General features: G+C 72.6%; 24 protein-coding genes. 13 read left to right on the top strand and 11 right to left on the bottom strand.

Translation table 11 applies throughout. The annotated features are described in order from the left end of the window. Positions 1-53: 53 nt before the first annotated feature. Positions 54-917 carry an SCO6745 family protein gene (locus tag R4Z63_RS27415; RefSeq protein ID WP_037915995.1) on the bottom strand — a complete coding sequence of 288 codons (864 nt, stop codon included), beginning with the start codon at positions 915-917 and terminating at the stop codon, positions 54-56. Between the two features lie 351 nt (positions 918-1268). On the opposite strand from R4Z63_RS27415, the gene R4Z63_RS27410 reads away from it, so the two are divergent. Then, entirely contained in the window at positions 1269-2828 is a 1560-nt protein-coding gene (locus tag R4Z63_RS27410; protein WP_384447491.1) for a M1 family metallopeptidase, read from the top strand. Between the two features lie 53 nt (positions 2829-2881). On the opposite strand, the gene R4Z63_RS27405 is transcribed toward R4Z63_RS27410, so the two are convergent. After that, positions 2882-3778: an oxygenase MpaB family protein gene (locus R4Z63_RS27405; RefSeq protein WP_384447488.1), complete on the bottom strand. Its 897-nt coding sequence runs from the start codon at positions 3776-3778 to the stop codon at positions 2882-2884. Between the two features lie 130 nt (positions 3779-3908). Between R4Z63_RS27405 and sph the strand changes: the two genes are divergently transcribed. Next, a complete protein-coding gene (gene sph / locus R4Z63_RS27400) occupies positions 3909-4898 on the top strand; it encodes a sphingomyelin phosphodiesterase (RefSeq protein ID WP_037917933.1) in 990 nt (329 codons plus the stop codon). 115 nt (positions 4899-5013) lie between these two features. Here sph and R4Z63_RS27395 read toward each other — a convergent pair whose 3' ends face one another. Beyond that, positions 5014-5547 carry a flavoprotein gene (locus R4Z63_RS27395; RefSeq protein ID WP_037915988.1) on the bottom strand — a complete coding sequence of 178 codons (534 nt, stop codon included), beginning with the start codon at positions 5545-5547 and terminating at the stop codon, positions 5014-5016. Positions 5548-5660: 113 nt separating this feature from the next. On the opposite strand from R4Z63_RS27395, the gene R4Z63_RS27390 reads away from it, so the two are divergent. From R4Z63_RS27390 to R4Z63_RS27380, 3 genes are all read left to right on the top strand, one after another. Continuing rightward, positions 5661-6836: a helix-turn-helix domain-containing protein gene (locus R4Z63_RS27390; RefSeq protein WP_384447483.1), complete on the top strand. Its 1176-nt coding sequence runs from the start codon at positions 5661-5663 to the stop codon at positions 6834-6836. 84 nt (positions 6837-6920) lie between these two features. Next, complete coding sequence (locus tag R4Z63_RS27385; protein ID WP_037915984.1) at positions 6921-7145, top strand: hypothetical protein; 225 nt, start codon at positions 6921-6923, stop codon at positions 7143-7145. After that, entirely contained in the window at positions 7142-7297 is a 156-nt protein-coding gene (locus R4Z63_RS27380; RefSeq protein WP_157840147.1) for a hypothetical protein, read from the top strand. The genes R4Z63_RS27385 and R4Z63_RS27380 overlap by 4 nt, the downstream gene beginning before the upstream one ends. Positions 7298-7439: 142 nt before the next feature. Here the strand turns inward: R4Z63_RS27380 and R4Z63_RS27375 are convergent, their stop codons facing one another. Beyond that, positions 7440-9281 carry an AMP-dependent synthetase/ligase gene (locus R4Z63_RS27375; RefSeq protein WP_384455957.1) on the bottom strand — a complete coding sequence of 614 codons (1842 nt, stop codon included), beginning with the start codon at positions 9279-9281 and terminating at the stop codon, positions 7440-7442. Between the two features lie 85 nt (positions 9282-9366). On the opposite strand from R4Z63_RS27375, the gene R4Z63_RS27370 reads away from it, so the two are divergent. The 3 genes from R4Z63_RS27370 to R4Z63_RS27360 all read left to right on the top strand — a co-directional run bounded on the left by R4Z63_RS27370 (position 9367) and on the right by R4Z63_RS27360 (position 11477). Beyond that, positions 9367-10095: a MerR family transcriptional regulator gene (locus R4Z63_RS27370; protein ID WP_037915979.1), complete on the top strand. Its 729-nt coding sequence runs from the start codon at positions 9367-9369 to the stop codon at positions 10093-10095. 201 nt (positions 10096-10296) lie between these two features. Next, the gene (locus R4Z63_RS27365) at positions 10297-10749 is read left to right on the top strand and encodes an SRPBCC family protein (protein WP_384455961.1); all 453 of its coding nucleotides are present in this window, start codon (positions 10297-10299) and stop codon (positions 10747-10749) included. A gap of 56 nt (positions 10750-10805) precedes the next feature. Then, entirely contained in the window at positions 10806-11477 is a 672-nt protein-coding gene (locus R4Z63_RS27360) for a maltokinase N-terminal cap-like domain-containing protein (protein ID WP_384455964.1), read from the top strand. Between the two features lie 107 nt (positions 11478-11584). Here the strand turns inward: R4Z63_RS27360 and R4Z63_RS27355 are convergent, their stop codons facing one another. The 5 genes from R4Z63_RS27355 to R4Z63_RS27335 all read right to left on the bottom strand — a co-directional run bounded on the left by R4Z63_RS27355 (position 11585) and on the right by R4Z63_RS27335 (position 18485). Then, positions 11585-13756, bottom strand: coding sequence for a 3-hydroxyacyl-CoA dehydrogenase NAD-binding domain-containing protein (locus R4Z63_RS27355; protein WP_384455968.1), 2172 nt, complete (start codon positions 13754-13756; stop codon positions 11585-11587). 42 nt (positions 13757-13798) lie between these two features. Beyond that, positions 13799-15013 (bottom strand): acetyl-CoA C-acetyltransferase, encoded by a 1215-nt coding sequence (locus tag R4Z63_RS27350; protein ID WP_384455971.1) that lies wholly within the window; start codon positions 15011-15013, stop codon positions 13799-13801. Between the two features lie 72 nt (positions 15014-15085). Continuing rightward, positions 15086-16228, bottom strand: coding sequence for an acyl-CoA dehydrogenase family protein (locus tag R4Z63_RS27345; protein WP_384455974.1), 1143 nt, complete (start codon positions 16226-16228; stop codon positions 15086-15088). Between the two features lie 80 nt (positions 16229-16308). Further along, a complete protein-coding gene (locus R4Z63_RS27340; RefSeq protein WP_037915963.1) occupies positions 16309-17334 on the bottom strand; it encodes an LLM class F420-dependent oxidoreductase in 1026 nt (341 codons plus the stop codon). Then, positions 17334-18485, bottom strand: coding sequence for a CaiB/BaiF CoA transferase family protein (locus tag R4Z63_RS27335; RefSeq protein ID WP_384455977.1), 1152 nt, complete (start codon positions 18483-18485; stop codon positions 17334-17336). Before R4Z63_RS27335 ends, R4Z63_RS27340 begins: the two co-directional genes overlap by 1 nt. Before the next feature lie 336 nt (positions 18486-18821). Between R4Z63_RS27335 and R4Z63_RS27330 the strand changes: the two genes are divergently transcribed. Both R4Z63_RS27330 and R4Z63_RS27325 read left to right on the top strand, forming a co-directional pair. Beyond that, the gene (locus tag R4Z63_RS27330) at positions 18822-20429 is read left to right on the top strand and encodes a PKD domain-containing protein (RefSeq protein ID WP_063890539.1); all 1608 of its coding nucleotides are present in this window, start codon (positions 18822-18824) and stop codon (positions 20427-20429) included. Positions 20430-20620: 191 nt separating this feature from the next. Further along, a complete protein-coding gene (locus R4Z63_RS27325) occupies positions 20621-21820 on the top strand; it encodes a saccharopine dehydrogenase family protein (RefSeq protein ID WP_384455198.1) in 1200 nt (399 codons plus the stop codon). Positions 21821-21835: 15 nt separating this feature from the next. Here the strand turns inward: R4Z63_RS27325 and R4Z63_RS27320 are convergent, their stop codons facing one another. Next, complete coding sequence (locus R4Z63_RS27320) at positions 21836-22513, bottom strand: endonuclease V (RefSeq protein WP_037915957.1); 678 nt, start codon at positions 22511-22513, stop codon at positions 21836-21838. A 26-nt stretch (positions 22514-22539) separates the two neighbouring features. On the opposite strand from R4Z63_RS27320, the gene R4Z63_RS27315 reads away from it, so the two are divergent. Then, positions 22540-22839: a YciI family protein gene (locus R4Z63_RS27315; RefSeq protein WP_384455195.1), complete on the top strand. Its 300-nt coding sequence runs from the start codon at positions 22540-22542 to the stop codon at positions 22837-22839. A gap of 73 nt (positions 22840-22912) precedes the next feature. On the opposite strand, the gene R4Z63_RS27310 is transcribed toward R4Z63_RS27315, so the two are convergent. Continuing rightward, positions 22913-23974, bottom strand: a complete 1062-nt coding sequence (locus R4Z63_RS27310) for a WD40/YVTN/BNR-like repeat-containing protein (protein WP_384580880.1) — start codon at positions 23972-23974, stop codon at positions 22913-22915. 341 nt (positions 23975-24315) lie between these two features. Here R4Z63_RS27310 and ssgD point away from each other — a divergent pair, with 341 nt between their 5' ends. Together ssgD and R4Z63_RS27300 are read left to right on the top strand one after the other, a co-directional pair. After that, positions 24316-24732 (top strand): spore wall synthesis regulator SsgD, encoded by a 417-nt coding sequence (gene ssgD / locus R4Z63_RS27305; RefSeq protein ID WP_037915952.1) that lies wholly within the window; start codon positions 24316-24318, stop codon positions 24730-24732. Between the two features lie 262 nt (positions 24733-24994). Beyond that, the gene (locus R4Z63_RS27300; protein ID WP_384455189.1) at positions 24995-26635 is read left to right on the top strand and encodes an ABC-F family ATP-binding cassette domain-containing protein; all 1641 of its coding nucleotides are present in this window, start codon (positions 24995-24997) and stop codon (positions 26633-26635) included. Positions 26636-26775: the final 140 nt, after the last annotated feature.

Below are 26775 nucleotides of genomic sequence, written 5' to 3'. Positions count from 1 at the left end.
GAAGGCTGCCAATTGTGGCAGGTGGTCGTGACGGACGGCGGGAGCCCTGCCCGTCAGGCCCTGCCCATCAGGTCCCTCGGGAAGGCCCCGGCGGTCACGGCCTTGACGACGAGGGCGCCGCCGAGCTCGGTGAGGCGGGCCAGGCCCTCCGCGCCGAGGTGCGTGTAGGGGGCGGCGTCGAGCCGGTCGGTGTCGCTCTCCAGCCGCTCGCGCAGGGCCGTACCCTCCTCGGTCAGCTCGCCGTCGGCGTCGAGGACGCCGCGCTCGCGCAGCCGGCCGGCCGCGGCGTCGAGGTCGTCCTGCGTCCAGCCGCGCATGCCCTTGAGCCACTTCGGGGTCATGCCCTTGCCGGTGGCGGTGTGGCTGACCAGGGCCTCGACCGGGTCCAGGCCGGCGAGGAGCAGGGCGGCGAGGTGGCCGTCGCCGCGATGTTCGCGCAGCAGGGTGGTGGCGTGCCACAGCCTCAGGTGCGGTTCCTCGGGGACGTCGAGGTCGGCGTGGGCCGCGTACAGGGTGCGGGCGTGCCGGGTGCAGCCCTCGGTGGCGCGCATCGCCAGGTCGGCGGCCTCGGCCACCTCGGGGGACTTCACGGTGTCGGCGCCGAGCAGCCGGGTGAGGGCGGCGTCGGCGGCGCGCAGCCGGGCGGCGAGGGCCTGCTCGGGGGTGACGGTGTCCCAGACGGCGGGCAGGTGCCGGGCGACGAGGTCGTGCCGGTAGTTGTAGAAGGCGGCGGTGACCGCGCCGGCCCCGACGGCCCCCATCGCGGCGGAGCGGTGCGCCAGGTTGACGGCGACGGGGTCGGATATCCCGAGGGCGGCGAACTCCTCGGCGATCTCGGGCGAGAAGTAGACGGTGGCGTGCAGCGGGTTGACGGCGGCGTGCCAGCAGCGTCGCGCGGCGAGCGGGTGAAGGGTCATGCGCGGCACGGTACCGACTGTTCGGTACGTCGGGTAGGGCGGCCCCGCCCCCGATCCCGGCCGGCCTCCGGGCGGAGGTTCGATCCGGACGATCGCCCGGGCAGGGCCCGGCCGTTCGGCGGGAGCGCCGGGCCGGCGGGGCGGGCGGGCGAGGCGCAGGCCGGGGCCGGTGCGGGCGGCTCGGCGGCACCGCGGCGGGCGGATCGGCACCGCTGCGCACGCGGTCGCGTGACGGCCGAATGGCGATCGTGTGACAGCGGGCGCCATGGACACGGCCTGAGCGGCCAGGGGTGAATACGGTCGAGCGACGACCTCGAACCGAGCTGTCTCCCCAACCACTTGGAGTCATTCGTGCACCGCAAAGTCATCGCCCCGAGCGTGCTCGCCGCTTCCCTCCTGCTGGTGGTCCCGGCGTCGGCGGCGAGCTACGGTCCGGGCACCCCGGGTATCGGCGACCCCTACTACCCGGCCAGCGGCAACGGCGGATACGACGTGTCGCACTACGACCTGCGCCTGAAGTACCAGCCGGCGACGGACCTGCTGGAAGGCACCGCGACCCTGATCGCCACCACCACGCAGGACCTGTCCCGCTTCAACCTCGACTTCGGCCTCCGGGTCAGCGAGATCCGGGTCAACGGTGCCAGGGCGAAGTTCGCCGCGTCCGGTGCGCACGAGGTGGAGGTGACCCCGGCGAAGCCGCTGGCGCGCGACACCCCGCTGACCGTCGTCGTCACGTACGCCGGCAAGCCCTCCGAGCTGAAGATCGACGGATGGACCGCCTGGCACCGCACCCCGGACGGCGGGGTGGCCGCGCAGGAGCCCGACTCGGCGGTCTGGTGGTTCCCGAGTAACGACCACCCGCTGGACAAGGCGACCTTCGACGTCTCCGTCAGCGTGCCCGACGGCACCCAGGCCATCAGCAACGGCGTTCTCCAGTCGCAGAGTTCGCGGCTCGGCTGGACGCGGTACAACTGGCGCTCCGACAAGCCGCAGGCGACCTACCTGGCCACCCTCGCCGTCGGCAAGTTCGACATCACCACGGACAGGACCGCGAGCGGGCTGCCGATCGTCAACGCGTACAGCAAGGACCTCGGTGACAACGCGGGGGCGGCGCGCGCGAGCGTGGAGCGGACCGGCGAGGTCACCGAGTGGCTGGAGGGGGTCTTCGGGCCGTACCCCTTCAACGCGCTGGGCGGCTACGTGCCGAACGTGAACGCCGGCTTCGCCCTGGAGACCCAGACGCGCCCGTTCTACGGTCCGCGCCTGTTCAACAACGGCTCGAACGTCTCGGTGGTGGTGCACGAGCTGGCCCACCAGTGGTACGGCGACAGCGTGTCCGTGAAGGGCTGGAAGGACATCTGGATCAACGAGGGGTTCGCCCGCTACAGCCAGTGGCTGTGGTCGGAGAAGGAGGGCGAGGGCACCGCCCAGGAGCTCGCCGACTGGGCGTACTCCCTGCGCCCGGCGGAGGATGCCTTCTGGCAGGTCAAGCCGGGCGACCCCGGCCCGGAGAACCAGTTCCACGGGGCCGTCTACGACCGCGGCGCGATCGCCCTGCAGGCGCTGCGCAACGAGATCGGCGACGAGGCGTTCTTCCGGATCCTCAAGGGCTGGCCGACCGAGCGGGCCCACGGCAACGCCGGGGTGGGTGACTTCGTGCGGTACGCGGAGAAGGTCTCCCGCACGCCACTGGTCCAGCTGTTCGAGACCTGGCTCTACACCCCGGGCAGGCCCGACGCGTCGGCGCTGCACCCGGCGTCCGCCGGGCCGTCGGCCCGTTCGGCCCGGCCGGCCCCGCCGCAGTCCGCACCGGCGGGGGCAGCCGCCGAACCGAAGTCCTGGAAGAAGATCGCGGAGACGAACACGGTCCACGACACCGAGCACGGCTCCGGGCCCGGCCACCGGCACTGACGTCGCGCCGTGCACGCGGCTCCCGCTGCTCGCGGGGGCCGCGTGCCCGGTCGTCAGCGGCGGCCCGCGTGCCAGGCGGCGCGCGCCCGGTAGGCGATCGGCAGGTAGCGCAGCCGCTCCGGCAGCAGCGGGACGAGGATCCGTACGGCGGTGCTGAACCGGCGGAGCCTGCGCTCCTGGGCCGGGCTCCACTCCAGCCCGATCGCGGCCCGGGCCTCGGGCGGCATGTACCCGGCGGTGACGAAGGCCCGCAGGTGCAGGAAGGCCGCGCGCAGCACGGGCCAGGTCAGCCGCACCAGCAGCCGCACGGGAAGCGGGCCGCCCTCGGGCGGGGGCAGCGGCACGTCGGTGGCGACGAGCTCGCGGGCGACCGCGGTCGGCTCGATCTCCTCGGCCAGCATCCTGGCCCAGTACCTCCAGTACTCCTCGACGGTCTGCGGCATGTCCCGGTCGTGCAGGCCGAGGATCCGGCCGACCTGCAGCCATTCGCGGTAGAGCTGGTGCTCCTGGGCGGGGGTGAAGCGGCGCAGCAGGTAGCGGCCGGCGTAGAGGTAGACCGGGAAGCCGGTGGCGTGGACCCAGGCGTAGCAGGCCGGGTCAAGGGAGTGGTAGCGCCGGCCGCGGGTGTCGGTGCCCTGGATGTCCTTGTGCAGGCGGCGTACCCTGCGGCCTTCCTCGACGGCCCCCTCGCCTCCGTACACCCACAGCTGGACCGAGCGCAGGGAGCGCTCGCCGCGGCCCCAGGGGTCGGTGCGGAAGACGGAGTACTCGTCGACGCCGGCCGCGATGGCCGGGTGCGCGACCTGCAGGGTGAAGGCCGCGGGCAGCATCAGCAAGGCGCGGATGTCGCCGGCGATGGTCCACAGCACCCCGCCGGGCGGTGGCGGTTCGGGGTCGGTGCGGCGCGTAGCCGCAGGTCCGCTGGGGTGTGCCGAGTCGATCTCCGTCATACGACAAGTATGCGAGCACCGGACGGCCGTCTCACGGTCAGAAAGTCTCTGCACGGGTGTTACCCAGAGGTAACTGCTGCTGCTTGTATGACGGCGTCGATCTTCCCCCGCAGGAATGACGGAGACCTTCATGCTGCTTTCCACGACCCGCTCGCGCCGCGCCGCCGCCACGGCCGTCGCCGCGGTCGCCGCAGGCGCACTGGCCGCCACCACCGCGCCCGCCGCCACGGCCGCGGAGCACACCGCCGCCCCCCGGCTCAGCGTCCTGTCGTACAACGTGTTCCTGATGAGCAAGAACCTCTACCCGAACTGGGGCCAGGACCACCGGGCCGCGGAGATCCCCAAGACCGCCTTCTACCAGGGCCACGACGTGGTCGTACTCCAGGAGGCCTTCGACAACAGCTCCTCGGACGCGCTGAAGGCGAACTCCGCCGCGCAGTACCCGTACCAGACCCCGGTCGTCGGCCGCAGCAGGAGCGGCTGGGACGCCACGGGCGGCGCCTACTCCTCCACCACCCCGGAGGACGGCGGCGTCACGGTCCTCAGCAAGTGGCCGATCGTCCGCAAGGAACAGTTCGTCTTCAAGGACGCCTGCGGCGCCGACTGGTGGTCCAACAAGGGCTTCGCCTACGTCGTGCTCGACGTGGGCGGCACGAAGGTGCACGTGGTCGGCACGCACGCGCAGTCCACCGATCCGGGCTGCGGCGCGGGCGAGGCCGCGCAGATGCGCGCCCGGCAGTTCCGGGCCATCGACACCTTCCTGGACGGCAAGAACATCCCGGCGAACGAGCAGGTCATCCTAGCCGGCGACCTCAACGTCGACTCGCGCACCCCGGAGTACGCGAGCATGCTCGCCAACGCCGACCTGGCCGACTCCGACTCGCGCACGGGCCACCCGTACTCCTTCGACACCGCCCTGAACTCGATAGCGAAGTACCGCTACCCGACGGACCCGCGCGAGGACCTGGACTACGTCCTCTACCGCAAGGGCAACGCCCGCCCGGCGGGCTGGGAGAACAACGTGGTCAAGGAGGAGTCGGCGCCCTGGACCGTATCCAGCTGGGGCACCTCGTACACCTACACCAACCTCTCCGACCACTACCCGCTGATCGGACGCTGACGCCCCGTCCCGGCCGCTGGGCGGCGCGCGCCGCCCAGGACCTCTCCGCCTGACCGCAACGGCCCGCCTCCCGCCCTCGGGCGGGAGGCGGGCTGTCACGCGTGCGCGCCGGGACCTACCGGCCGAGGCTGTCGACGGCGTCAAGGGCGAGCCCCCACGGATAGGGGACCTTCTCACCGGGCTGGTTGGGCACGAACCCGCCCTCGCCGTACAGCACCACCACGCCCATCTCCCTCAGCTCTCCCAACGACCTTTCTAGCGCCCGGTGCTGGGCGTAGGCTGCGTTCACGCACGGCATGACCGCCATCGGAATCCCCTTGCCGATACCCTCGGCAACCACCCCCACGACGAACCGGTCCGTGAGCCCGAGCGCCCACGCGTTCACGGTGTTGAAGGTCGCCGGCGCGACGAGGATCGCGTCCGCCTTAGGCCACGCGTCAGGGTCTCCGGGCCTCTTGTAGCGGCTACGGACCGGGTGACCGGTGAGCGCGGCCAGGCCGGGCAGGCTGTCCTCCAGCCAGTCGGCGGCGGTGGGTGTCAGGCCGAGGCACACATCCCAGCCGCGGCCTTGGGCATCCTCAACCACGCTGGCGATGTCGAACACAGGCGGCGCGGCCGAGCAGAGCAGGTAGAGAGTCCTCGTCGTCATGGCGCCCGAGCCTATGCAATCGCCCCCGATCCGGCAGGAGTCGGGACGAGGGGACGCTCGGGGGCGGGGGCACCGGTACCGTCCATGCTGACGAGTCGTGGACGGAGACCAGCATGACCGCACCAGACGATGACCACGCCGGATCCCGTATCCAGGAGCAGCGGCGCCTCGCGCGTCTGACACAGCGCGAACTCGCAGACAGGATCCCCTACAGCCTCAGCCTCCTGAACCAGGTGGAATGCGGCGCGCGTGCAGCGACCCCCGGGTTCGTGGCCGCAGTGGCGCACGCGCTCAGGGTGGACACATCGCTGCTGGCAGGGCCCCCTGCCATGACATCACTGCCCCCGGACCGGCTGGTTGCTCTGGTCTCACCGATCCGAGAGGCACTGGACCGGTACGACCTCGGCCCGCTCCCCGTGCTGCCCACCGTCCGCCCGGTGCCGGAACTGGCCACCGCGGCGGACGCCCTGTGCCGGCAGGTACGAGCCACCCATCTGCGGGCCGCAGCCAAGGCCCTACCCGGCCTGATCCTGGAACTGACCCACACGGCGTGGAAGGCGCCGTCGACGCCAGCATGGCGAGCCCTCGCCTCGGCATACCGGACCGCACACGACGTGGCGCTGAAGCTCGACCACCCCGACCTCGCGCGCGTCGCCCTGGACCGCATGGGATGGGCCGCCGGTCGGGCGTCGGACCCGTGTCTGGAGGCCGTGCAACGGTACAAACGGGCGACGCTGTGGCGGTGCGCCAACTCCATCCCTCTGATCTCGTCCGGGCAGGCGCTCCTCGCCGGGGCGACGAGCCGCGAGGCCGTGGCGGTCATCGGCCAGCTCCACCTGGGCGCGGCCACCGTGGCCGCGAAGGGCGGGGACCGGACCGCAGTCGAAACGCACCTGGCCGCGGCCCGGGAGCTCGCCGACCGTGTCGGCGGCGAGGCCCGCGAGGTCCACTGGCTGTCCTTCGGGCAGGTGAACGTCCGACTGCACGAGATCGGCGCGTCGATCGTGCTGGCCGACTTCGATGAGGCTCTCAGCCGTGCCCGCAGGTTGAAGCTGCCCGCCTCGACGCTGACATCGCGGCGGGCCCGGTACCTCGTGGACCGAGCGCTGGTGGAGATGGAGGCGGGCTCCGCGAAGACGTCGCTGCGATACCTGGCGCAGGCCCGCAAGGTGGCACCGGAGCAGACTCGGCATCTGCCGGGTACGCGGAGCACGATCCGGGGGCTGGTTCACATGTCTCGGCGAGCGCCCGACGGCCTTGGGGGGATGGCCCGCTGGGTCGGGCTCTAGCACTCACAGATCTGTGAGCATTCATGACCTTACGAAGCGTCAGGCTGGTCTCACCACCCACTGACGACGTAGGGAGCACCCGCCATGGCCGCCCCGCAGGACGCGCACACAGAGATTCCGCACCCGCTCCTCAGGAAGCCGGTCCGCGACATCGCGTCCGGCATCGAGGGAACGCTCATGGCGGTGCTGATGGAGAACACGGCCGCGGCCGACCTGCCGGAACGCTGGGCGGAGATCGCCTACATCCGGCCGGCCGGCGGCGGCCGCGAACTGTCCACGGCCGTCGCGAACATCGAGGCGGCCCGGTGACGACGGACGAGATCACCTACCAGCGGGCCGCCAAGCAGCCGCCGCGGCCGTGCCCGTGCGGCGCGCGGCCGCTGCCGCTCGGCGGCCCCGAGGGCGGCGCCGTGGTCCATGCGAAGGGCTGCCCGCGCGGCGGCCGCCACGGCATCACCTGACCCCGGTCCTCCGCAGCACTCGCCGGACCCTGCATTCCGCCGCCGAAGGAGAGGCGCCCGGCGCCACCCTCACCGCGATCGGGCGGGCCGGGACCGCCCCGGCCGGCGGGCGCGCACACCGCCCGCCGGCCGGGCGCCCGGGTCACGCCGGGTCGTACGGCTCCTCGTACAGGCCCTCGATCAGGTCCGCGTACCGGTCGCGGACCACCCGACGGCGGAGTTTGAGCGACGGGGTGAGCTCTCCCGTCTCGGGGCCCCACTCCTGCGTCAGCAGCCGGTAGCGTTTGATCTGCTCGGTCCGGTTGAGCCGCGCGTTGGCCGCCGCGACCGCGCGGGCGATCTCCTCCCGGACCGCGGGATGTCCGGCGAGCGCGCCCGGCGAGGTGTCCTCGATGCCCCGGGCGGCCGCCCAGACGGGGGCCAGTTCGGCGTCCAGGACGAGCAGGGCGACCAAGTAGGAGCGGCCGTCGCCGTGCACCAGCGCCTGCCCGATCAGGGGGTGCTCCTTGACCGTGTTCTCCACCAGCGCGGGCGAGACGTTCTTCCCGTTGGACGTGATGATCAGTTCCTTCTTGCGGTCGGTGATCCACAGGTAGCCGTCCCCGTCGATCCGGCCGACGTCCCCCGTGGGGAACCAGCCCTCCGGGTCGGAGGCGCTCTGCACCGAGCCGTCCGGCCGCAGGTAGCCGCCGAAGACGGTCGCACCGCGGGTGAGGATCTCCCCGTCCTCCGCGATCCTCAGCTCCAGCCCCTCGATCGGGCGGCCCACCGAGCCCAGCCGGAAGCCTTCGGCGCTGTTGAGCGTGCACACCCCGGCCGTCTCGGTGAGCCCCCAGGCGTCCATGATCGTGATGCCCCAGCCGGCCCAGAAGCGGACGACGTCGATGGGCATCGGCGCGGTGGCGCTGGCCGTCCAGGTGAGCCGGTCCATGCCCGCCAGACGCAGCAGCGGGTCCAGCGTCCGCTCCTTGGCCGCTGCATACGAGGCTTCCAGCGCGGCGGGCACCTCCTCGCCGCGCTCGTGGTGGGCGGCCCGGGTGCGGGCGAGGTCGTTCGCGGCCTCGATGGCGCCGCGCCGGTCCTCGGGGAGCTGCGCGAGGACCGCGCGGACGGAGGCGGCGAGCTTCTCCCACACCCGGGGCACTCCGAAGAACTGCACCGGGCGCAGTTCTCGTACGGCCGCCGAGACAGCCGTGGGGTCGGCGCACAGCATGACGTGGGCGGCCCTCAGCAGCGGCAGGTAGATGCCGAGCACCCGCTCGGCGATGTGCGCGAAGGGCAGGTAGCAGATGTGCTCGGCATGCTCGGGCAGGTCCACGTGCCGGTCGAGGCGGACCGCCTGGAGCATCAGGTTGCGGTGGGTCAGGCGCACGCCCTTGGGGTCGCCGGTGGTGCCCGAGGTGTAGACGACGGTCAGCGGGTCCTCGGGGCCGGTCTGCTGCCAGGCCTTCTCGAAGTCCTCGGCGCGGTGGAACCGGGCGCCGCTCTCGTACAGGGAGGCGTACGTGCCGTGGCCGCCGGCCTCGGCCGCCTCGGCCACGACGATGCGCTCCAGGGGGACGTCGGCGTCGGCCAGCAGCGGCTCCCACCGGCCGAGTTCGCGGGCGCCCTCCACGACGGCGATCCGGGCCCTGCTGTGGCGGGCGATGTGGGCGGTCTGTTCGGGCGCGGAGGTCCCGTAGACGGTGACGGGTACGGCGCCGAGGTGGACCAGGGCGAGGTCGCTGAGCCAGTGCTCGGGGCGGTTGCCCATCATCAGCAGGACGTGCTCGCCGCGCCCGACGCCGAGGGCGGCATATCCGGCGGCGAGGACGGCGACCTCGTGGCGGACCTCGCTCCAGGTGAGCGTGGTCCACCCGGCCGCGTCGGGTCCGGCCCGCCAGGAGAGGGCGGGGAGGTCTCCGTACGCGGCGGCGTTGCGGGCCATCAGGGCGGGGAAGGTGATCTCTTCGGGTCGTCCGGGCAGTCGCAGGTTCGTGGTCATGGGCAGCTCCTGGCCGTTTCACATCATTGGTGCGACAGCAATACTGTTGAACCCAAGCTGTGGAGCAGAGAGCGAGGCGCAGACGATGGCCGACCAGGCACCCGAGCCGATGCTCACCGTCGACGAGCTGGCGGCCAGGGCGGGCGTCACCGTGCGCACGGTACGGTTCTACAGCACCCGCGGGCTTTTGCCCCCTCCCGTGATCGGTCCGCGTCGGGTGGGGCACTACGGGCCGGAGCACCTGTCGCGGCTGGCTCTGATCGAGGAGCTCCAGCACCAGGGCATGACCCTGTCGGCGATCGAACGCTACCTGGACGCGCTGCCCGACGACCTGAGCGCGCACGATCTCGCGATCCACCGGGCGATGGTGGCCAGTTGGGCCCCGGACGCGGCCCGGGAGGTCTCCCGGGAGGAGCTGGAGAAGCGGGCGGGACGGAGCCTGTCGGACACGGACGTGCGGCGGCTGACGGCGATGAACGTGCTCGCCGCCTCGGGCGGGGGCTTCCGGGTGGACGTGGGCCTGCTGCGGCTGGGGGTCGCCCTGCTCGACGTGCCGATCGCGCACGAGACGATCCTGGCGGCGCGCACGGTGCTGGTGGAGCACACCCGGTCGGCAGCGCACGAGCTGACGGCTCTCTTCCGGGACGAGGTGTGGGGGCCGTTCACGGAGGGCGAGAGCGATCCGGAGCGGGTGGAGTCGATGAAGGCCCTGTCGGCGCACATGCAGCCGATGGTGGTCCAGGCCCTGGTGACGGCCTTCCAGCGGTCGCTGCGGGAGGAGCTGCGCGCGGCGTTCGCCTCCGAACACGGTTGACGGGTCCCGGGCGGGTCCGGGACGGGCCCGGGGACGGACCGGGGACGGTCCCGGGGACGGACCGGGGACGGTCCCGGGCGGCCGCAGTCCGTGACAGCCGTTCGGGTCTGCCGGACTGCGGGGGCGCGGGTACGGCGTGAGGGTGGGGGTGGGCGGGGCGGCCCGACGGCCCGGCCACCGTCCGGAAGGAGCGTGACAGCCGTGGCCCGCAACCGCCGTCTCATCCTGAGCCCGCCCTCCGAGGTCTGGCGCCTGCTGGCCGACGGGCACCGCTACGGGGAGTGGGTGACGGGCACCCGGCAGGTCCTCGCCGCGGACCCGCACTGGCCCGGCGTGGGCGCCCGGCTGCGGGTCCGGGTCGGCGCCGGCCCGCTGACCCTCGACGACACCTGCGTCGTCCGCGTCTGCGAACCGCAGCGGCGCCTGGAGCTGGAGGCCCGGGCCGAACCCTTCGGCGCGGCCCGCGTCGCCATGAACCTGGCCCCCTGGGGCCGGAACACGCTCTTCACCCTCGACTGGCATCCGCTGCGGGGTCCCGGCACCCGCATGCACGGGCTGCCGGTGGACTACCTGGTCGCCGTGCGCAACGGCATGATGCTGACGAAGCTGGCCAGGATCGCCGTCCGGGAACACGGCACGGCCGCGCCCCGTTGACCCCGGCCGGGTCCTCGCCCGCCAACACCCGTTGACGCCCGGGTAGTTTACGGATCATGGCAGTCATTCACCGCACCACCATGTCACCGGGCAAGCTCGAACTGATCGCCGCCTGGTTGCCGTCGAAGCCCTGGTACCGGGGCGGGGACGCACCGCTGCTCGCCAAGGCCGGCGGCTTCCGGCTCGACGACCCCGCGGGCGAGGTGGGCATCGAGTTCATGGTGGTCACCGACACCTCGGGGGGCGTCCCCGTCACCTACCAGGTACCGATGACCTACCGCGGGACGCCGCTGGAACACGGCGAGGACGCCCTGATCGGCACCTCCGAGCACGGGGTCCTGGGCCTGCGCTGGATCTACGACGGAACACACGACCCGGTCCTGGTGGCACAGCTGCTCGCGCTGCTGGCGGGCCGGGCGGCCGCCCAGGACCAGAACGCGAGCGACGCACCGGACCCGGCGGCCCGGGTGCTCGCCGAAGCTGCCGGAGTGCCGGAGGGGCTGGCCGGGCCGAAGGACGTGACGGACGCCTCCGACGCGACCGTCGTCGGCGTCGCACCGGCCGGACGGGACGAGCCGGTGCGGGCCCTGTCCGTGTCCCGGGTGCTGGCGGCCGGGCCCGCCGTGACCGGCGGATCCGTCCTGGCCCAGCTGCTGAACCGGTGGACGGACGCCGACGCGGGCGAACTGCACGGGGTCTTCGCCGTCCTGCACGCCGCGAAGGCCTGACCGGCAGACACCTTGACCGCCCCGGCCGTCCCGACCGTCCCGGGCGGGACGGCCGGGGTGACCGTGACGTTCGGGGTGGAAGGGGCGGCCGGGGGGTCCGTACGGGATCAGTCGGTGTACGTCTCGCCCCGCTCCGCCTTCTCCACGAGGGAGGCCGGCGGGGTGAACCGCTCGCCGTACGTGCCGGCGAGCTCGCGGGCGCGGGCCACGAAGCCGGCGAGGCCGCCCTCGTAGCCGTTGATGTACTGGATCACACCGCCCGTCCAGGCCGGGAATCCGATGCCCATGATGGAGCCGATGTTGGCGTCGGCGATCGAGGTGAGGACGCCCTCGTCCAGGCAGCGGACGGTGTCGAGGGCCTCGGAGAAGAGCATCCGCTCCTTCATGTCCTCGAAGGGGACCTCGTGGCCCGGCTTGGCGAAGTGCTCACGCAGCCCCGGCCAGATGCGGGCGCGCCTGCCCGACTCGTCGTACTCGTAGAAGCCGGCGCCGCCGCTGCGGCCGGGGCGGCCGAACTCGTCGACCATCCGGTCGATGACGGTGTCGGCGGGGTGCTCGGTCCACGTCCGGCCCTCCGCCTCGACGGCCTTGCGGCTCTCGTTGCGGATCTTGCGCGGCAGGGTCAGGGTCAGCTCGTCCATCAGGGAGAGGACCTTGGCCGGGTAGCCGGCCTGGGCGGCGGCCTGCTCGATCGACGCGGGCTCGACGCCCTCGCCGACCATCGCCACGCCCTCGTTGATGAACTGGCCGATGACGCGCGAGGTGAAGAAGCCGCGCGAGTCGTTGACCACGATCGGGGTCTTGTTGATCTGGCGCACCAGGTCGAAGGCGCGCGCGATGGCCTCGTCCCCGGTCCGGTCCCCCTTGATGATCTCGACCAGGGGCATCTTGTCGACGGGCGAGAAGAAGTGCAGTCCGATGAAGTCGGCGGGCCGCTTCACGCCCTCGGCGAGACCGGTGATGGGCAGGGTCGAGGTGTTGGAGCACAGAAGGGCGTCGGGCGCGATGACGTCCTGGACCTCCTGGAACACCTTGTGCTTGAGCGCGGTGTCCTCGAAGACGGCCTCGATGACGGCGTCGCAGCCCGCGAGGTCGGCCGTGTCGGCGGTCGGGGTGATCCGGGCGAGCAGCTCGGCACGCCCCGCCTCGGTGATCCGGCCGCGGGACAGGGCCTTGTCGAGCAGCTTCTCGGAGTACGCCCTCCCCTTCGCGGCAGCCTCGGCGGTGACGTCCTTGAGCACCACCTCGATGCCCGCGCGGGCGCAGGAGTAGGCGATGCCGGCGCCCATCATGCCGGCGCCGAGGACGGCGACCTTGCGGACCTGCCGCGGCTCGATGCCCTGCGGGCGGCTGCGGCCGGCGTTGACGGCCTGCAGGTCGAAGAAGAAGGCCTGGATCATGTTCTTGGCGGTCTGCCCGGTGACCAGCTCGGTGAAGTAGCGGGCCTCGATCGTCAGCGCGGTCTCGAAGTCCACCTGGGAGCCCTCGACGGCGCAGGCCAGGATGTTGCGCGGCGCCGGGTACGGGGCGCCGTTCAGCTGCTTCTTCAGGTTGGCCGGGAAGGCCGGGAGGTTCGCGGCGAAGCGCGGGCTGGACGGAGTGCCGCCGGGGATCCGGTAGCCGGGTACGTCCCAGGGCTGCTGCGACTCGGGGTGGGCGTCGATGAAGGCACGGGCCTTGGCCAGCATCTCCTCGCGGGTGGCGGCCAGTTCGTGCACGAGGCCGTTGTCGAGGGCGCGCCGGGGGGTGTACTGGGTGCCCTGGAGCAGTACCTTGAGCAGCGCGTCGGCGATGCCCATCAGGCGCACGGTGCGGGTGACGCCGCCGCCCGCCGGGAGCAGGCCGAGGGTGACCTCGGGCAGGCCGATCTTGGAGCCGGGCACGTCGAGGGCGACCCGGTGGTGGCAGGCCAGGGCGATCTCGTAACCGCCGCCCAGAGCGGCGCCGTTGACGGCGGCGACGACGGGCTTGCCGAGGGTCTCGATGCGGCGCAGGGACCGCTTGATCTCGGTGCCGGTGTCGAAGGCGAGCTGCGCGTGCTCGGGGCGCAGCCGGATCATGTCCTTGAGGTCGCCGCCGGCGAAGAAGGTCTTCTTGGCGGACGTGTAGATGATGCCGCGGATGGAGTCCTTCTCGGCCTCGGCGCGGTCGGCGACCGCGGCGATGGAGTCCTTGAAGGCCTGGTTCATCGTGTTGGCGGACTGGCCCGGGTCGTCGAGGATCAGGGTGACGACGCCGGTCTCGTCCTGTTCCCAGCGGATCGTGGTGGACTCGCTCATGTTCGCTACTTCCGTGTCGGAGGGTCGGGGATACAGGACGGTTCAGAGGCGCTCGACGATGGTGGCGACGCCCATGCCGCCGCCGACGCAGAGGGTGACGAGGCCGTAGCGCTTGTCCTGGCGCTCCAGCTCGTCGACGATCGTGCCGAGGATCATGGCACCGGTGGCGCCGAGCGGGTGGCCCAGCGCGATGGCGCCGCCGTTGACGTTGACCTTGTCGAGGGAGAGGCCCATGTCCTTGACGAAGCGCAGGACGACCCCGGCGAAGGCCTCGTTGATCTCGACCAGGTCGATGTCGTCGATGGTCAGTCCGGCCTTGGCGAGGGCCTTGCGGGTGGCCGGGGCGGGGCCGGTGAGCATGATGGTGGGCTCGGAGCCGGAGACGGCCGCCGAGACGATGCGGGCGCGCGGGGTGAGGCCGCTCCGCTCCCCCGCCTCGCGGGAGCCGATCGCGACGAGCGCGGCGCCGTCGACGATGCCGGAGGAGTTGCCCGCGTGGTGGACGTGGTCGATCTTCTCGATCCAGTGGTACTTCTGCAGGGCGACGGCGTCGAAGCCGCCGAGCTCGCCGATGTCGGCGAAGGACGGCTTGAGCTTGGCGAGGGTGTCGGCGGTGGTCCCCGGGCGGACGAACTCGTCGTGGTCCAGGACGGTCAGGCCGTTGCGGTCGGTGACCGGGACGACCGACTTCGCGAAGCGGCCGTCCTTGATCGCGGCGGCGGCGCGTTCCTGCGAGAGGGCCGCGTACTCGTCGACGTCCCGCCGGGAGAAGCCCTCGATGGTGGCGATCAGGTCGGCGCCGATGCCCTGCGGCACGAAACCGGTGTCCCAGTTCGTCATCGGGTCGGCGAACCAGGCGCCGCCGTCCGAGGCCATCGGAACGCGGGACATGGACTCCACGCCCCCCGCCAGGACCAGGTCCTCCCAGCCGGAACGGACCTTCGCAGCGGCCAGGTTGACGGCTTCCAGCCCGGAGGCGCAGAACCGGTTCTCCTGTACGCCGGCCACGGTGTCGGGGAGACCGGCGGCGATCGCCGCGATACGGGCGATGTCGGAGCCCTGGTCGCCGACCGGGCCGACCACGCCGAGCACGATGTCGTCGATGGCGGCCGGGTCCAGGGCGGGGTTGCGCTCGCGCAGCGCGTCGATGAGTCCGACGACCAGGTCGATCGGCTTGGTGCCGTGCAGGGAGCCATTGGCCTTGCCGCGGCCGCGCGGGGTGCGGATCGCGTCGTATACGTAAGCTTCGGTGCTCACTGGTCAAGCCTTTCGGTGTGCTGGAAGGTCCTGGGATGGTCCTCGGCGGGGCCGCGGGGTGGGACGAGGGGGTCAGCTGAGGAGAGACCGGCCGATGATCTCCTTCATGATCTCGGTCGTGCCGCCGTAGATCGTCTGGATCCGGCCGTCGGTGAAGGCCCGGGCCACCCGGTACTCGGTCATGTACCCGTACCCGCCGTGGAGTTGCAGGCAGCGGTCCGCCACGCGCTTCTGCAGTTCGGTGGCCCACCACTTGGCCATGGAGGCGTGCACATGGTCCAGCTCGCCGTTCGAGTGGTCGGTGATGCACCGGTCGAGGAAGGCCCGGGTGACGGCGACCTCGGTGGCCATCTCCGCGATCTCGAACCGGACGTGCTGGAGCTTGGACAGCGGACGTCCGAAGGCCTCGCGCTCCTTCACGTACTGCGTGGTGATCTCCAGGAGGTGCTCGGCGGCGGCGATCCCGGCCATCGCGATGCCCATCCGCTCCTGCGCGAGATGGGTCATCAGGTGGACGAAGGCGCCGTTCAGCTCGCCGAGCAGGTTCTCCTTCGGGACGCGTACGTCGTGGAAGAACAGCTCGGCGGTGTCCTGCGCCTTCTGGCCGATCTTGTCGAGGTTACGGCCGCGCTCGAAGCCCTCCGCTCCGCGCTCGATGACCAGCAGCGACAGTCCGTGCGCCCCGCCCTCGGGGGTGGTCTTGGCGACCACGATCACCAGGTCGGCCAGGATGCCGTTGGAGATGAAGGTCTTGGAGCCGTTCAGCACCCAGTGGTCGCCCCGGTCCTCCGCGGTGGTCCGGATCCCCTGGAGGTCGGAGCCCGCTCCCGGCTCGGTCATCGCGATGGCGGTGACGGTCTCGCCGGAGCAGAAACCGGGCAGCCAGCGGCGCTTCTGCTCCTCCGTGGCGAGCGAGGTCAGGTACGGCCCGATGATGTCGTTGTGCAGGCCGATGGCGAACCCGGGCGTGCCCGCTCTGGTGAACTCCTCCGCTATCACGGCGGCGTAGCGGAAGTCGGTGTTCCCGCCACCGCCGTACTCCTCCGGGACGGCCAGCCCGAGCAGCCCCTGCCGGCCCGCGGCCCGCCATGCCGCGCGGCTGACGATGCCGTCCTTCTCCCACTGCTCGTAGTGCGGCAGCACCTCCTTGGCCAGGAAGGTGCGGACGGTCTCACGGAACGCCTCGTGGTCGGCGTCGAAGATCAGGCGCTTCATAGGACGACTCGCTTCATCGGACGGCTCGCTTCATCGCAGGACTCGCCTCGTCGGGAGGCTCTCGGCTTCGGCAGGGCTCCTCAGAGCCAGTTCTTCACGGTTTCGATCAGGCGCGCCGGCTCGGGGCCGACGGGGGTGACGTTGAGCATCGTGACGCCGGCCGCGCGGAAGGCCTCGACACGCTCGCGCACGTAGCCCTCGGGCCCGCACAGGGTCATCAGCTCGCAGAACTCGTCCGGTACGGCGGCCGCCGCGTCGCGGGTGCGTCCGGCGAGGTAGAGCTCCTGGATCTTCCGGGCCTCCTCCGCGTAGCCGTAGGCGACGGCGAGGTCGTTGTAGAAGTTCTTGCCGACCGCGCCCATGCCGCCGACGTACAGCGCGATCTGCGGGCGGGCGCGTTCGCGTACGGCGGCCGCGTCCGGGCCGATCGCGAGCAGTCCGCCCGCGACGGTCTGCAGGGGGCCGAGCTCAGGGGCGCGCCGCGCCGCGCCCTCGGCGAGCGGGCCGCCCCACACCGCATCGGCCTTCTCCGGGATGAAGAGCGTGGGCAGCCAGCCGTCCGCGATCTCTGCGGTGAGCCTGACGTTGGCGGGCCCGAGCGAGGCGATGAAGACCGGGATCGCGTCGCGCACCGGTCTGGTGAGGATCTTCAGGGGCTTGCCGTGCCGGCCGCCCTTCCCGGGCGGCAGCGGCATGTCCGTGATGCCGTGGTGGTCGATCGTCTCGCGGCGCCAGATGCGCCGGCACAGCTCGACCGTCTCCCGGGTGCGGCCGAGCGGCTTGTCGTACGGCTTCCCGTGCCAGCCCTCGACGACCTGCGGGCCGGAGGCGCCGAGGCCGAGCAGCGCCCGGCCGCCCGAGAGGGCGTCCAGTCCGGCGGCCGTCTGCGCGATCAGGCCGGGGGTGCGCGAGTAGACGTTCATGATCGCCGAGCCGATCTTCAGCCGCTCGGTGCGGGCGGCGAGGTAGCCCATGATCGTCGGGGAGTCGAAGCCCCAGGCCTCGGCCACCCACACGGCGTCCAGTCCGGCGGACTCCAGCGCCGCCGCCTCGTCGGCGGCACGGCGCGGGTCCCCCGCGTAGTCGAGCATCATCGACAGTTCCATCAGGCCTCTTTCGGGAGCAGGGCCGCTACGTCCCAGTCGGCGGCCACCGACTCGGTGTGGGCGCCCGGTCGGGCGGGGCCCGTGGTGACGGCGACCGGCGTCGCGGAGAACCGCGGCGCCGGCGCCGGCTGGACGATCCCGCCGACGTCCGTGAAGGTCCCGCGGGCGGCGAGGTGGGGGTGGCCGGGGGCCTCGCGCAGCGACAGCACCGGGGCCACGCAGGCGTCGGTGCCCTCGAAGACCGCCGTCCACTCCTCGCGCGTACGGGTGCGGAAGCGCGCGGCGACGGCCTCGCGCAGCTCGCCCCAGCGGGCGACGTCCTTGCGGGCCGGCGCTTCGTCCGCGATGCCGAGGAGCTGCACGAAGGTGTCGTAGAACTGCTGCTCCAGCGCGCCGACGGCCATGTAGCCGCCGTCGGAGGTCTGGTAGGTGCCGTAGAAGGGGCAGCCGCCGTCGAGGAGGTTGGCTCCGCGCCGGTCCTGCCAGCCGCCCGCCGCCATCATCCCGTGGATCATGGCGGTGAGGTGGGCGGTGCCGTCGACGATGGCCGCGTCGACGACCTGCCCGGTGCCGGTGGCGCGGGCGTGCTGGAGGGCGGCGAGGACCCCGACCACCAGGTAGAGCGAGCCTCCCGCATAGTCCCCGACGAGGTTGGCCGGGACCGCCGGGGGCTGCTCCGGGCCGCCGATCATGCCGAGGGCGCCGGTGACGGCGATGTAGGCGATGTCGTGGCCCGCGGTGTGCGCGAGGGGGCCCTCCTGGCCCCAGCCGGTCATCCGCCCGTAGACGAGCTTCGGATTGCGGGCGTGGCACTCGGCGGGTCCCACGCCGAGCCGTTCGGCGACCCCGGGGCGGAAGCCCTCGACGAGCACGTCGGCCCGCTCGACGAGGTCCAGGACGCGGGCGGGCCCGTCGGCGGACTTGAGGTCGACCAGGACGGAACGCTTGCCGCGGTTGGTGATGTCGTAGGCCGGGTCGACGGCGAGCCCGCCGCCGCCGGGGCGGTCCACCCGTACGACGTCTGCTCCCAGGTCGGCCAGGAGCATGGCGGCGAACGGTCCGGGTCCGATGCCGGCCAGCTCGACGACGCGCACGCCGGCGAGCGGGCCGTTGCCGCCCGCCGTCCCGGTCGCGTTCCCTGTCACTGCCATCGAGCCCCCAGCGTCTGCGGTGTGGGTGGTGTGCCTGGTGTGCGGCCGTGTGACACAACTGATGTAACACCGGTGATGCTAGGAACGCGCTCCAGCGAGCACAAGCCCCCTGGCCGGGGCACGGTGGGATCGGCCGGCACCGGCGGACCGGGCGGACCGGGAGGCGGGCGGAATCCGGGACCCACCCCCCTGATAGATCGTTTCGCGACTCTGTACCCTGATCAGGCTTTCGAGTCGATCAAGCGTTCAATCACACACATGGGGGAGCCGGTGCGTCGTCGCCGTCTTGTCATTTCCGCTGCCGCGATCGCGGCTGGCGTTGGTCTCATCCCGGGCGTGGCCCAGGCCGACCCGGCCCAGCCGGAGGCGCGCGGCACCACCGCGCCGGACCTTGACCTGGGTCTCGGCAAGGACGCGAAGTCCAAGAGCAACACCTTCACCAGCCCCGCGGACCGCACGGTCCGCAAGGCCGCCGCCCCGTCCGCGAAGACCGGAGTCGCCGCGGCGCAGTCCGCCTCCGCCAACCCGGACCTCTCGGTCGGCCTGACCGCCTACGGCGTCACGGCGCACGGCATCGAGGTCGACACCACCATCTACAGCGCGGACACCGCGCTCACGGTCACCATCGAATGGGGCGACGGGAAGTCGGACGTCTTCGACGCCTTCGGCTCCGACACCCACACCACGGCCCACACCTACGCCGAGGTCGGCTCCTACACGGTCAAGGTCACCGTGGCGGATGCCGAGAACGGCGTCTCGGCCGTCAACGAGGTCGTTTTCGTCACCGCCGGTGCGGACTTCACCCCGTACGCCCCCACCCGGCTGCTGGACACCCGCGACGGGACCGGCGCGCCGGCGGGCAAGGTCCAGCCGTACAGCTCCACCCGCGTGAAGATCGGCGGCAACGGTGGGATCCCGGCCGGCGTCACCGCCGTGGTCCTCAACGTCACGGTCACCAACACCTCCAGCAACGGCCACATCACCGCCTTCCCCGAGGGCACCCAGCGTCCGACCACGTCGAACGTCAACTACAAGGCCCGCCAGAGCGTCCCGAACCTGGTCATCGTGAAGGTCGGCAAGAACGGCTACGTCGAGATAGCCAACCGCGGCGACGCCCCGGTCGACCTGATCGCCGACGTCACCGGCTACTTCTCCAAGACCGCATCCAGCGGTTACACCCCGGTCACCCCGTCCCGCTTCGTCGACACCCGCGAGGGCCTCGGCACGGCGAAGGGCCAGCTCGGCGGCCGCAAGACCTTCTCCACCCAGATCAGCGGCCTGCGCGGGATCCCCCAGGGCATCAGCGCCGTCGCGCTGAACGTTACGGTCACCAACCCGCGGGAAGCCGGCCACCTGTCGGTCTTCCCGGGCGGCGGCGCCACCCCGACCGCGTCCAACCTGAACTTCACCGCGGGCCAGACGATCGCCAACTCGGTGATCGTCCCCGTCAGCGCGGACGGCAGGATCAGCGTCTTCAACGGCGCCTGGGCGGGCACCGACGTCGTCGTCGACGTCGTGGGCTACTACAGCGCCGACAGCAAGAGCGCCTTCCTGCCGTTCTCGCCCGAGCGCCTGGTGGACACCCGCGACCCCCAGGACCCGGTGTACGGGAAGCTGTGGGGGCAGAGCTACATCTACATGCCGATGTCCTACGACGACCCGAGCATCACGGGCTTCGTGCTGAACACCACGGTCACCAACCCGGAGGGCGACGGATACCTCACGGTCACCCCGGACCCGAACTCCATCGACGACTACATCAACGACACGGCCGGCTGGCCGACCCCGCCGAACTCCTCGAACCTGAACTGGAAGAGGGGCGACACCGTCCCGAACCTGGTCCAGGCGAGCACCGGCAGCCACGGCATCATCGACCTCTGGAACCGGGGCTGGGACGACGTCGACCTGATCGTCGACCTCTTCGGCCTGTACCAGCAGGGCTGATCCACCGACAGGTGAACCCCCGGCGCCCCGGGCGCGGCCGTACGGCCGCGCCCGGGGCGCCGGCGTCGTGACGGACCGTCCGGCTCCCCGCCGACCGGCGCATGTCCGCCACCCGCCCGCCGGGACGCCCAGGCCGCGCGCTAGCCTCGGCCACCCACACCACCCGCACCAGCCCGCCCGGAGGAGCTCTCATGAACGCAGGGGTCGCGCAGGACCGGCCGGAACGGGCCTACGACATCGTGCTCTTCGGCGCCACCGGGTTCGTGGGGGCGCTGACCGCCGAGTACCTCGCCGCGCACGCGCCCGCAGGCTGCCGGTGGGCCCTCGCCGGCCGGGACCTCGCGAAGCTGGAGCGGCTGCGCGAGCGGCTCGCCGCGATCGAACCCGCCTGCGCCGCGCTGCCGTTGCTGCAGGCGGACGCCCGGGACGCCGCCGCCGTGGGCGAACTGGCCGCGTCCGCCCGGGTGCTGGCCACGACCGTGGGACCGTACGTCTGGTACGGGGCCGGGCTCGTGGCCGCCTGCGCCGAAGCGGGCACGGACTACGTGGACCTCACCGGCGAGCCGGAGTTCGTGGACCGGATGTACGTGGAGCACGACGCGCGGGCCCGCGAAACCGGCGCCCGGCTCGTGCACGCCTGCGGCTTCGACTCGGTCCCGGCCGATCTCGGCGCGTACTTCACGGTCCGGCAGCTGCCGGAGGGGGTCCCGCTCACGGTCGACGGGTTCATGCGGTCCAACGCGTTCTTCTCCGGCGGGACGCTGGCCTCCGCGCTGACCGCGCTGGGCCGCGGCCCGCAGACCCTGGCCGCCGCCCGCGCCCGCCGGCTGCACGAACCCCGGCTGAGGGGCCGGCGGGCGCGCGGGCCGCTGGGCGCGCCCCGGTTCAGCCGCGAGACCGGCACCTGGGCGCTCCCGCTGCCCACGCTGGACCCGCGGGTCGTGACCCGGTCGGCGGCCGCGCTGGAGCGCTACGGCCCGGACTTTCGCTACCGGCACTACGCCTCCGTCAAGCACCTGCCCGTCGCGCTGGGCGGTACGGCGGCGATGGGCGCGACGGCTGCCCTGGCGCAGGTACCACCCGCCCGGCGGTGGCTCATGAACCGCTGGGAACCGGGCCGGGGACCGGACGCGGAGCGGCGGGCCCGCAGCTGGTTCACCGTGCGGTTCGTGGGCGAGGGCGGCGGCCGGCGGGTGCTCACCGAGGTGTCGGGCGGCGACCCGGGCTACGGCGACACCGCAAAGATGCTGGCGGAGTCGGCGCTCTGCCTGGCGCACGACACGCTGCCGGAGGCCGCCGGGCAGGTGACGACCGCGGTGGCGATGGGAGACGCGCTCCTCCACCGCCTCCAGAAGGCGGGGATCGCCTTCCGGGTGGCCGACGCCCGCTGACGCGCCGGCAGGAGCTCAGGAGGCCTCCCGCAGTGCCCTGCGGCACAGCGAGTCGGCACGCCGGGTGGTCTCCGGGATCCGGAAGCGGGGGCTGAGGGCCAGGACGTGCGCACAGGCGTTGTCGAGCGACACCCTGTGCCCGACGGAGACGTACACCGGCTTGGTCGCGTCCTGCGTGCGCAGGGCCCGCCCGACCTCGCCCCCGTCGGGGCCGACCAGCGCGGAGACGGCGCCCCGCCGGGCACCGGGATCCTCGTGGGTGAAGGCGAAGGGGTTCTTGGCGACGCCGATGGAGGGGAGCCCCGTGACCACCCCGAGGTGGCAGGCGAGGCCGAACCCGCGGGGGTGGGCGAGGCCGTAGCCGTCGCAGACCACGAGGCCGGGCTCGGCGGTCAGGGCGTCGAGGGCGGCCAGCACGGTCGGCAGCTCGCGGAAGGCGAGCAGCCCCGGCACGTAGGGAAAGCTGACGTGCCCGACGGCGGTGGCCTCCTCGACCACCTCCAGGGTCGCGGCGTCGAGGACCACGGCCGCGGCGGCGACGAGGTCGCGCGTGTCGTCGTAGGCGACGTCCACGCCCGCCACCAGCCCGCGGCCGGGCGGGGGGCCGGGCTCGCCGAGTACCACGTGATGGCGCAGCTCGTCCTGTATCGCCCGGGCCTCGGCCTCATCGGCGGGAGTCTTCACACTCGTCATGATGGACCGAGCGTAACCTGACGATCATGTTTGTCATGGAGCTCACCTACACCGCGCCCGTCGAAACCGTCGAGGAGCAGATGGACGCCCACATCGCCTGGCTGGACGGCTACTACGCGGCCGGCGTCTTCCTCGCCTCGGGACGCAAGGTGCCGCGCGACGGGGGCGTCATCCTGGCCGCAGGGGTGTCCCGGGCCGAGATCGAGAAGATCGCGGCCGGGGACCCCTTCGCGGTCGCGGGCGTCTGCTCCTACCGCATCACCGAGTTCATGGCCACGAAGACCTCGGCGGACCTGGCCGCGGTCCGGGAGAACCCGCTCGTGTAGCGCTGTCGCCCGGCGGACCTCCGCAGCCACGGCGCCGGGGAGCCGTTCCGCCGGGCAGGCCGCCGGGTGCGGGTCAGCGGCGTTCCAGCCGTGCCACCCGGCCCTTCTCCCCCGCCGCCCAACAGCCCCTGTCGGCCGCGCAGTCGACCGTGTCGAAGGACCCCGCGTCCAGTGGGCGCCAGGAGCGACCCCCGTCCGTGGTGAGGTCCGTGCCCGTGGGTCCGACCGCGAGGGCCGTCCCCCCGCTGTACGGGTACCAGGCCGCGCCCGACCGGTAGGCCGGCGGCGGGGCCGTCGCCTGCCGCCAGGTGCTCCCCCCGTCCCCGGAGACGGCCGCGGCGTGCGGGGAGGCCTGCCCGGTACGGTAGTCGCCGCCCACGGCGAGCCCCCTCGTACGGTCCCGGAAGGCGAGGGCGAAGACGCCTCGCGCGGGGTCTCCCGCCGGCACGGCGGCTTCGGCCGCCCGCCAGGTCCGGCCGCGGTCCGCGGAGTGCAGGACCCGCGCGCTCGCCCCGCCGCCGGTGGCCAGCCAGACGTCCCGCGGTCCGGCGCTGACCAGGCACTGGCCGCTCGCGGCGAAGCCCGCCTCGCCCGGCAGCGCCTCGGGCATTCCCGCACCGGGCAGCACCCGCCAGTGGCGGCCGCCGTCGTCCGTCGAGAGGATGCGGAACTTCCCGTCCACCGGATCGCTCACGGCCAGCCCGTGGCGGGCGTCGAAGAAGGTGAGGCAGTCGTAGAAGGCGCGCGGATCGGGGTTGCGGAAGGTCTCGGTCCAGGTGGCGCCGCCGTCCTCGGTCCGCAGCACCCTGGAGGCCTCGCCCTCGCCGATGGACAGGGCCACCGCCCGTCGCGCGTCGAAGGCCTCGATGTCGCGCAGTTCCAACTGCTCCGCGACCGCGCCGGGCGGCGAGACGTCCTGCCAGCTGCGGCCGCCGTCGAGCGTGCGCAACACGGTCCCCCGGGAGCCGGCGACCCAGGCCGTGGTCCGGCTGACCGCGGCGAGCCCCCGGAAGCGGGCGGTCAGGCCGGTCTCCTTGAGCGCCCAGCCGGCTGCGCGTAAGTCCTGTGCCCGGCCCTGCTCCTCGGCGTGCGCGGGACCGGCGAGCACACCGAGCACCAAACTTGCCGCGCACATGCCAATTGCGCCATCCAGAAGTCTCATGGCGCCGGAAGCTAACGCACCCCGGACCGGCCGTCCAGAGGGCGTCCCGGCAGCCTCCCGAGCGGGCGTTGCTCCGGTGGAGTGAGCGACAACCGGCCCTTCCAGAAAGCCCCCGCCCCCGCACGGCACGCCGTCGCGCCGTCGCGCGCTTCCGCCCACCCGGTCACTCTGTGCGATCACACAGGCAGGTTCCGGCCAGTCGGTGACACAGCTCACTCGAAGCCCCATGCACGGATTTGCCGATTCCGGCGTCTATCGGGTTGCCGGGCCCCATCCCGCAGTCCGGCAGCAGATCCGCCGCAAGGGAGTGAGCCGTGATCACTGTCATCGAGCAGGCCGCGCAGGCCCGTCTGGTCGCCACCGCGCCGAAGGTCGAGACCGTTCCCGTCACCCTGTGTTACGACCGCGCGGATCCGTTCGCCGTGCGCATGGCCTTCCCCGCCCCGGCGACGCTGGAAGGCGTCGAGGTCTCGTGGACCTTCTCCCGGGAACTGCTGGAGTCCGGCCTGGACCGCCCGTCCGGCTATGGCGACGTACGCGTGCGGCCGCACGACGGGGAGCGGACCACGATCGAGTTCCACGCGGTGGAGGGCGTCGCGATCGTCCTGATGCTGACCGCCGAGCTGCACCGGTTCCTGGATCGGGTCGCGAGCGTGGTTCCGCCCGGCCTGGAGCACCTCTACCTCGACATGGACCACAGCTTGGCCGAGCTGATGCGCGACAGCTGCTGACCCTCCGGCGTAAATCGTTTGCGGGCGGCCGGGGCCGCCCGTAGCTTCGCTGGCGCCCCACTGCCGTCGAACGGAGCAGGACGTTGCTCTTCTGAGGTCCGAGACACCGACCACCGCGACCACCGCGACCACCGAAGACCCCCGTGATCGTCCACATCACGGCCACGGTCGCCGTCCGAACGCGCTCGCGTTCCCGCTCGCGATCTGAGCGTCGGCTGTCTCCCCGCGTTGCACGCACCCTTCACGCAACCTGGAGGCCTCCATGAGTCACGCCCCTGCATCCATCACCTGCTCCGCCCTGTCCTTCGACTGGCCCGACGGGACACCCGTGTTCGACGGGTTCCAGCTGACCGTCGGCCCCGGCCGCACCGGCCTGATCGGACTCAACGGGAGTGGCAAATCCACCCTGTTGAAGCTGATCGCCGGTGAACTGGCCCCGACCGGGGGCCAGTCGTCCGTCGCCGGCTCGGTCGGCTACCTCCCCCAGACGGTCACCCTCGACACCGCGCTGCGCGTGGACGAGGCGCTCGGCATCCACACCGCACGCGCCGCGCTCCACGCCATCGAGGCGGGCGAGGCCACCGAGGCGAACTTCGCCGCCGTCGGCGACGACTGGGACGTGGAGGAGCGGGCCCTGGCCACCCTCGACCAGCTCGGCCTCGCCCGGATCGGCCTGGACCGCACGGTCGGCGAGCTGTCGGGCGGCGAGTCGGTCCTGGTGCGCCTGGCCGCACTGCTGCTGGACCGTCCGACCGTCCTGCTGCTGGACGAGCCGACCAACAACCTGGACCTGCGCGCCCGGGGCCGCCTGTACGCGGCGGTCGAGTCCTGGTCCGGAGTGATGCTCCTGGTCAGCCACGACCGCGAACTACTGGAGCGGGTCGACCAGATCGCCGATCTGCGCGACGGCGAAGTCCGCTGGTACGGAGGGAACTTCACCGACTACGAGGAGATGCTCGCCGCCGAACAGGACGCGGCCGAGCGCATGGTCCGGGTCGCGGAGGCCGACGTGCAGCGCCAGAAGCGTGAACTGGCCGACGCACGAGTCAAGTTGGCCCGGCGCAAGCGGTACGGCCAGAAGATGTCCGAGAACAAGCGCGAGCCGAAGATCGTGATGGGCGCGCGCAAGCGCGCGGCGCAGGAATCGGCCGGCAAGCACCGCATCATGCACACCGAGAAGCTGGCCAAGGCGAGGGAGCGGCTGGACCAGGCGGTGGAGGCGGTCCGCGACGACGCCGAGATCCGTATCGAACTGCCCGCCACACTGGTCCCGCCGGGTCGGCGCGTCCTGACCCTCAGCGACCTGTACCTGCCCCACGGTGCCCGCGTGCCGGGAGAGTGGGAACTGCGGGGCCCGGAGCGGGTCGCCCTGGTGGGCCGCAACGGCTCGGGCAAGACCACGCTGCTGCGCACGATCGCGGGGCAGCTCACTCCCGAGTCCGGCGCGGCCGAGACACACGTGACCACCCGGTTCCTGCCCCAGCGGCTGGACGTGCTGGACGAGAACAGCTCGGTCGTGGAGAACGTGGCCCGGTTCGCCCCGCAGGCCACCGACAACCTGGTCCGGGCACGGCTCGCGCACTTCCTCTTCCGGGGCGGGCGCGCGGACCGGCCGGCGGGCACCCTGTCGGGCGGTGAGCGGTTCCGGGCAGCACTGGCGGCGCTGCTGCTGGCCGAACCGGCCCCGCAGCTCCTCATGCTGGACGAGCCCACGAACAACCTCGACCTGTCGAGCGTGCGGCAGCTCACCGACGCGCTGGAGTCGTACCGGGGAGCGCTTGTGGTGGCGAGCCACGACGTGCCGTTCCTGGAGGCGATCGGGGTCACGCGCTGGCTGCTGCTGGACGGAGAGCTGCGGCCGACCACGGCCGCGGAGGTCCGGGAGACGCTGTGGCACGGCTGACCGGCTGACGCACCGACCGGCAGACGGGGCGCGGCCGCCACGTGCCCGAGCCGCGCGGACGCCGCGGCGGAGGGGGGCAGAGGCGGGCAGAGGCGGGGCGGTGCCGCCCGGGCATCGCCCGGGGGGTGCCGTTCCACGGC

This window comes from Streptomyces sp. PL-29 (assembly GCF_058344425.1).
Note: the sequence above shows the minus strand (reverse complement) of the source record. Positions and strands in the feature narration are given on the sequence as shown.

What these genes read in the sequence shown, in the direction of transcription:
- R4Z63_RS27415 (WP_037915995.1), bottom strand. Translation starts at nt 917, where the DNA reads ATGACCCTTCACCCGCTCGCCGCGCGACGCTGCTGGCACGCCGCCGTC.
- R4Z63_RS27405 (WP_384447488.1), bottom strand. Translation starts at nt 3,778, where the DNA reads ATGACGGAGATCGACTCGGCACACCCCAGCGGACCTGCGGCTACGCGC.
- sph (WP_037917933.1), top strand. Translation starts at nt 3,909, where the DNA reads ATGCTGCTTTCCACGACCCGCTCGCGCCGCGCCGCCGCCACGGCCGTC.
- R4Z63_RS27395 (WP_037915988.1), bottom strand. Translation starts at nt 5,547, where the DNA reads ATGACGACGAGGACTCTCTACCTGCTCTGCTCGGCCGCGCCGCCTGTG.
- R4Z63_RS27390 (WP_384447483.1), top strand. Translation starts at nt 5,661, where the DNA reads ATGACCGCACCAGACGATGACCACGCCGGATCCCGTATCCAGGAGCAG.
- R4Z63_RS27385 (WP_037915984.1), top strand. Translation starts at nt 6,921, where the DNA reads ATGGCCGCCCCGCAGGACGCGCACACAGAGATTCCGCACCCGCTCCTC.
- R4Z63_RS27375 (WP_384455957.1), bottom strand. Translation starts at nt 9,281, where the DNA reads ATGACCACGAACCTGCGACTGCCCGGACGACCCGAAGAGATCACCTTC.
- R4Z63_RS27370 (WP_037915979.1), top strand. Translation starts at nt 9,367, where the DNA reads ATGGCCGACCAGGCACCCGAGCCGATGCTCACCGTCGACGAGCTGGCG.
- R4Z63_RS27360 (WP_384455964.1), top strand. Translation starts at nt 10,806, where the DNA reads ATGGCAGTCATTCACCGCACCACCATGTCACCGGGCAAGCTCGAACTG.
- R4Z63_RS27355 (WP_384455968.1), bottom strand. Translation starts at nt 13,756, where the DNA reads ATGAGCGAGTCCACCACGATCCGCTGGGAACAGGACGAGACCGGCGTC.
- R4Z63_RS27345 (WP_384455974.1), bottom strand. Translation starts at nt 16,228, where the DNA reads ATGAAGCGCCTGATCTTCGACGCCGACCACGAGGCGTTCCGTGAGACC.
- R4Z63_RS27340 (WP_037915963.1), bottom strand. Translation starts at nt 17,334, where the DNA reads ATGGAACTGTCGATGATGCTCGACTACGCGGGGGACCCGCGCCGTGCC.
- R4Z63_RS27335 (WP_384455977.1), bottom strand. Translation starts at nt 18,485, where the DNA reads ATGGCAGTGACAGGGAACGCGACCGGGACGGCGGGCGGCAACGGCCCG.
- R4Z63_RS27325 (WP_384455198.1), top strand. Translation starts at nt 20,621, where the DNA reads ATGAACGCAGGGGTCGCGCAGGACCGGCCGGAACGGGCCTACGACATC.
- R4Z63_RS27320 (WP_037915957.1), bottom strand. Translation starts at nt 22,513, where the DNA reads ATGACGAGTGTGAAGACTCCCGCCGATGAGGCCGAGGCCCGGGCGATA.
- R4Z63_RS27315 (WP_384455195.1), top strand. Translation starts at nt 22,540, where the DNA reads ATGTTTGTCATGGAGCTCACCTACACCGCGCCCGTCGAAACCGTCGAG.
- R4Z63_RS27310 (WP_384580880.1), bottom strand. Translation starts at nt 23,974, where the DNA reads ATGTGCGCGGCAAGTTTGGTGCTCGGTGTGCTCGCCGGTCCCGCGCAC.
- R4Z63_RS27300 (WP_384455189.1), top strand. Translation starts at nt 24,995, where the DNA reads ATGAGTCACGCCCCTGCATCCATCACCTGCTCCGCCCTGTCCTTCGAC.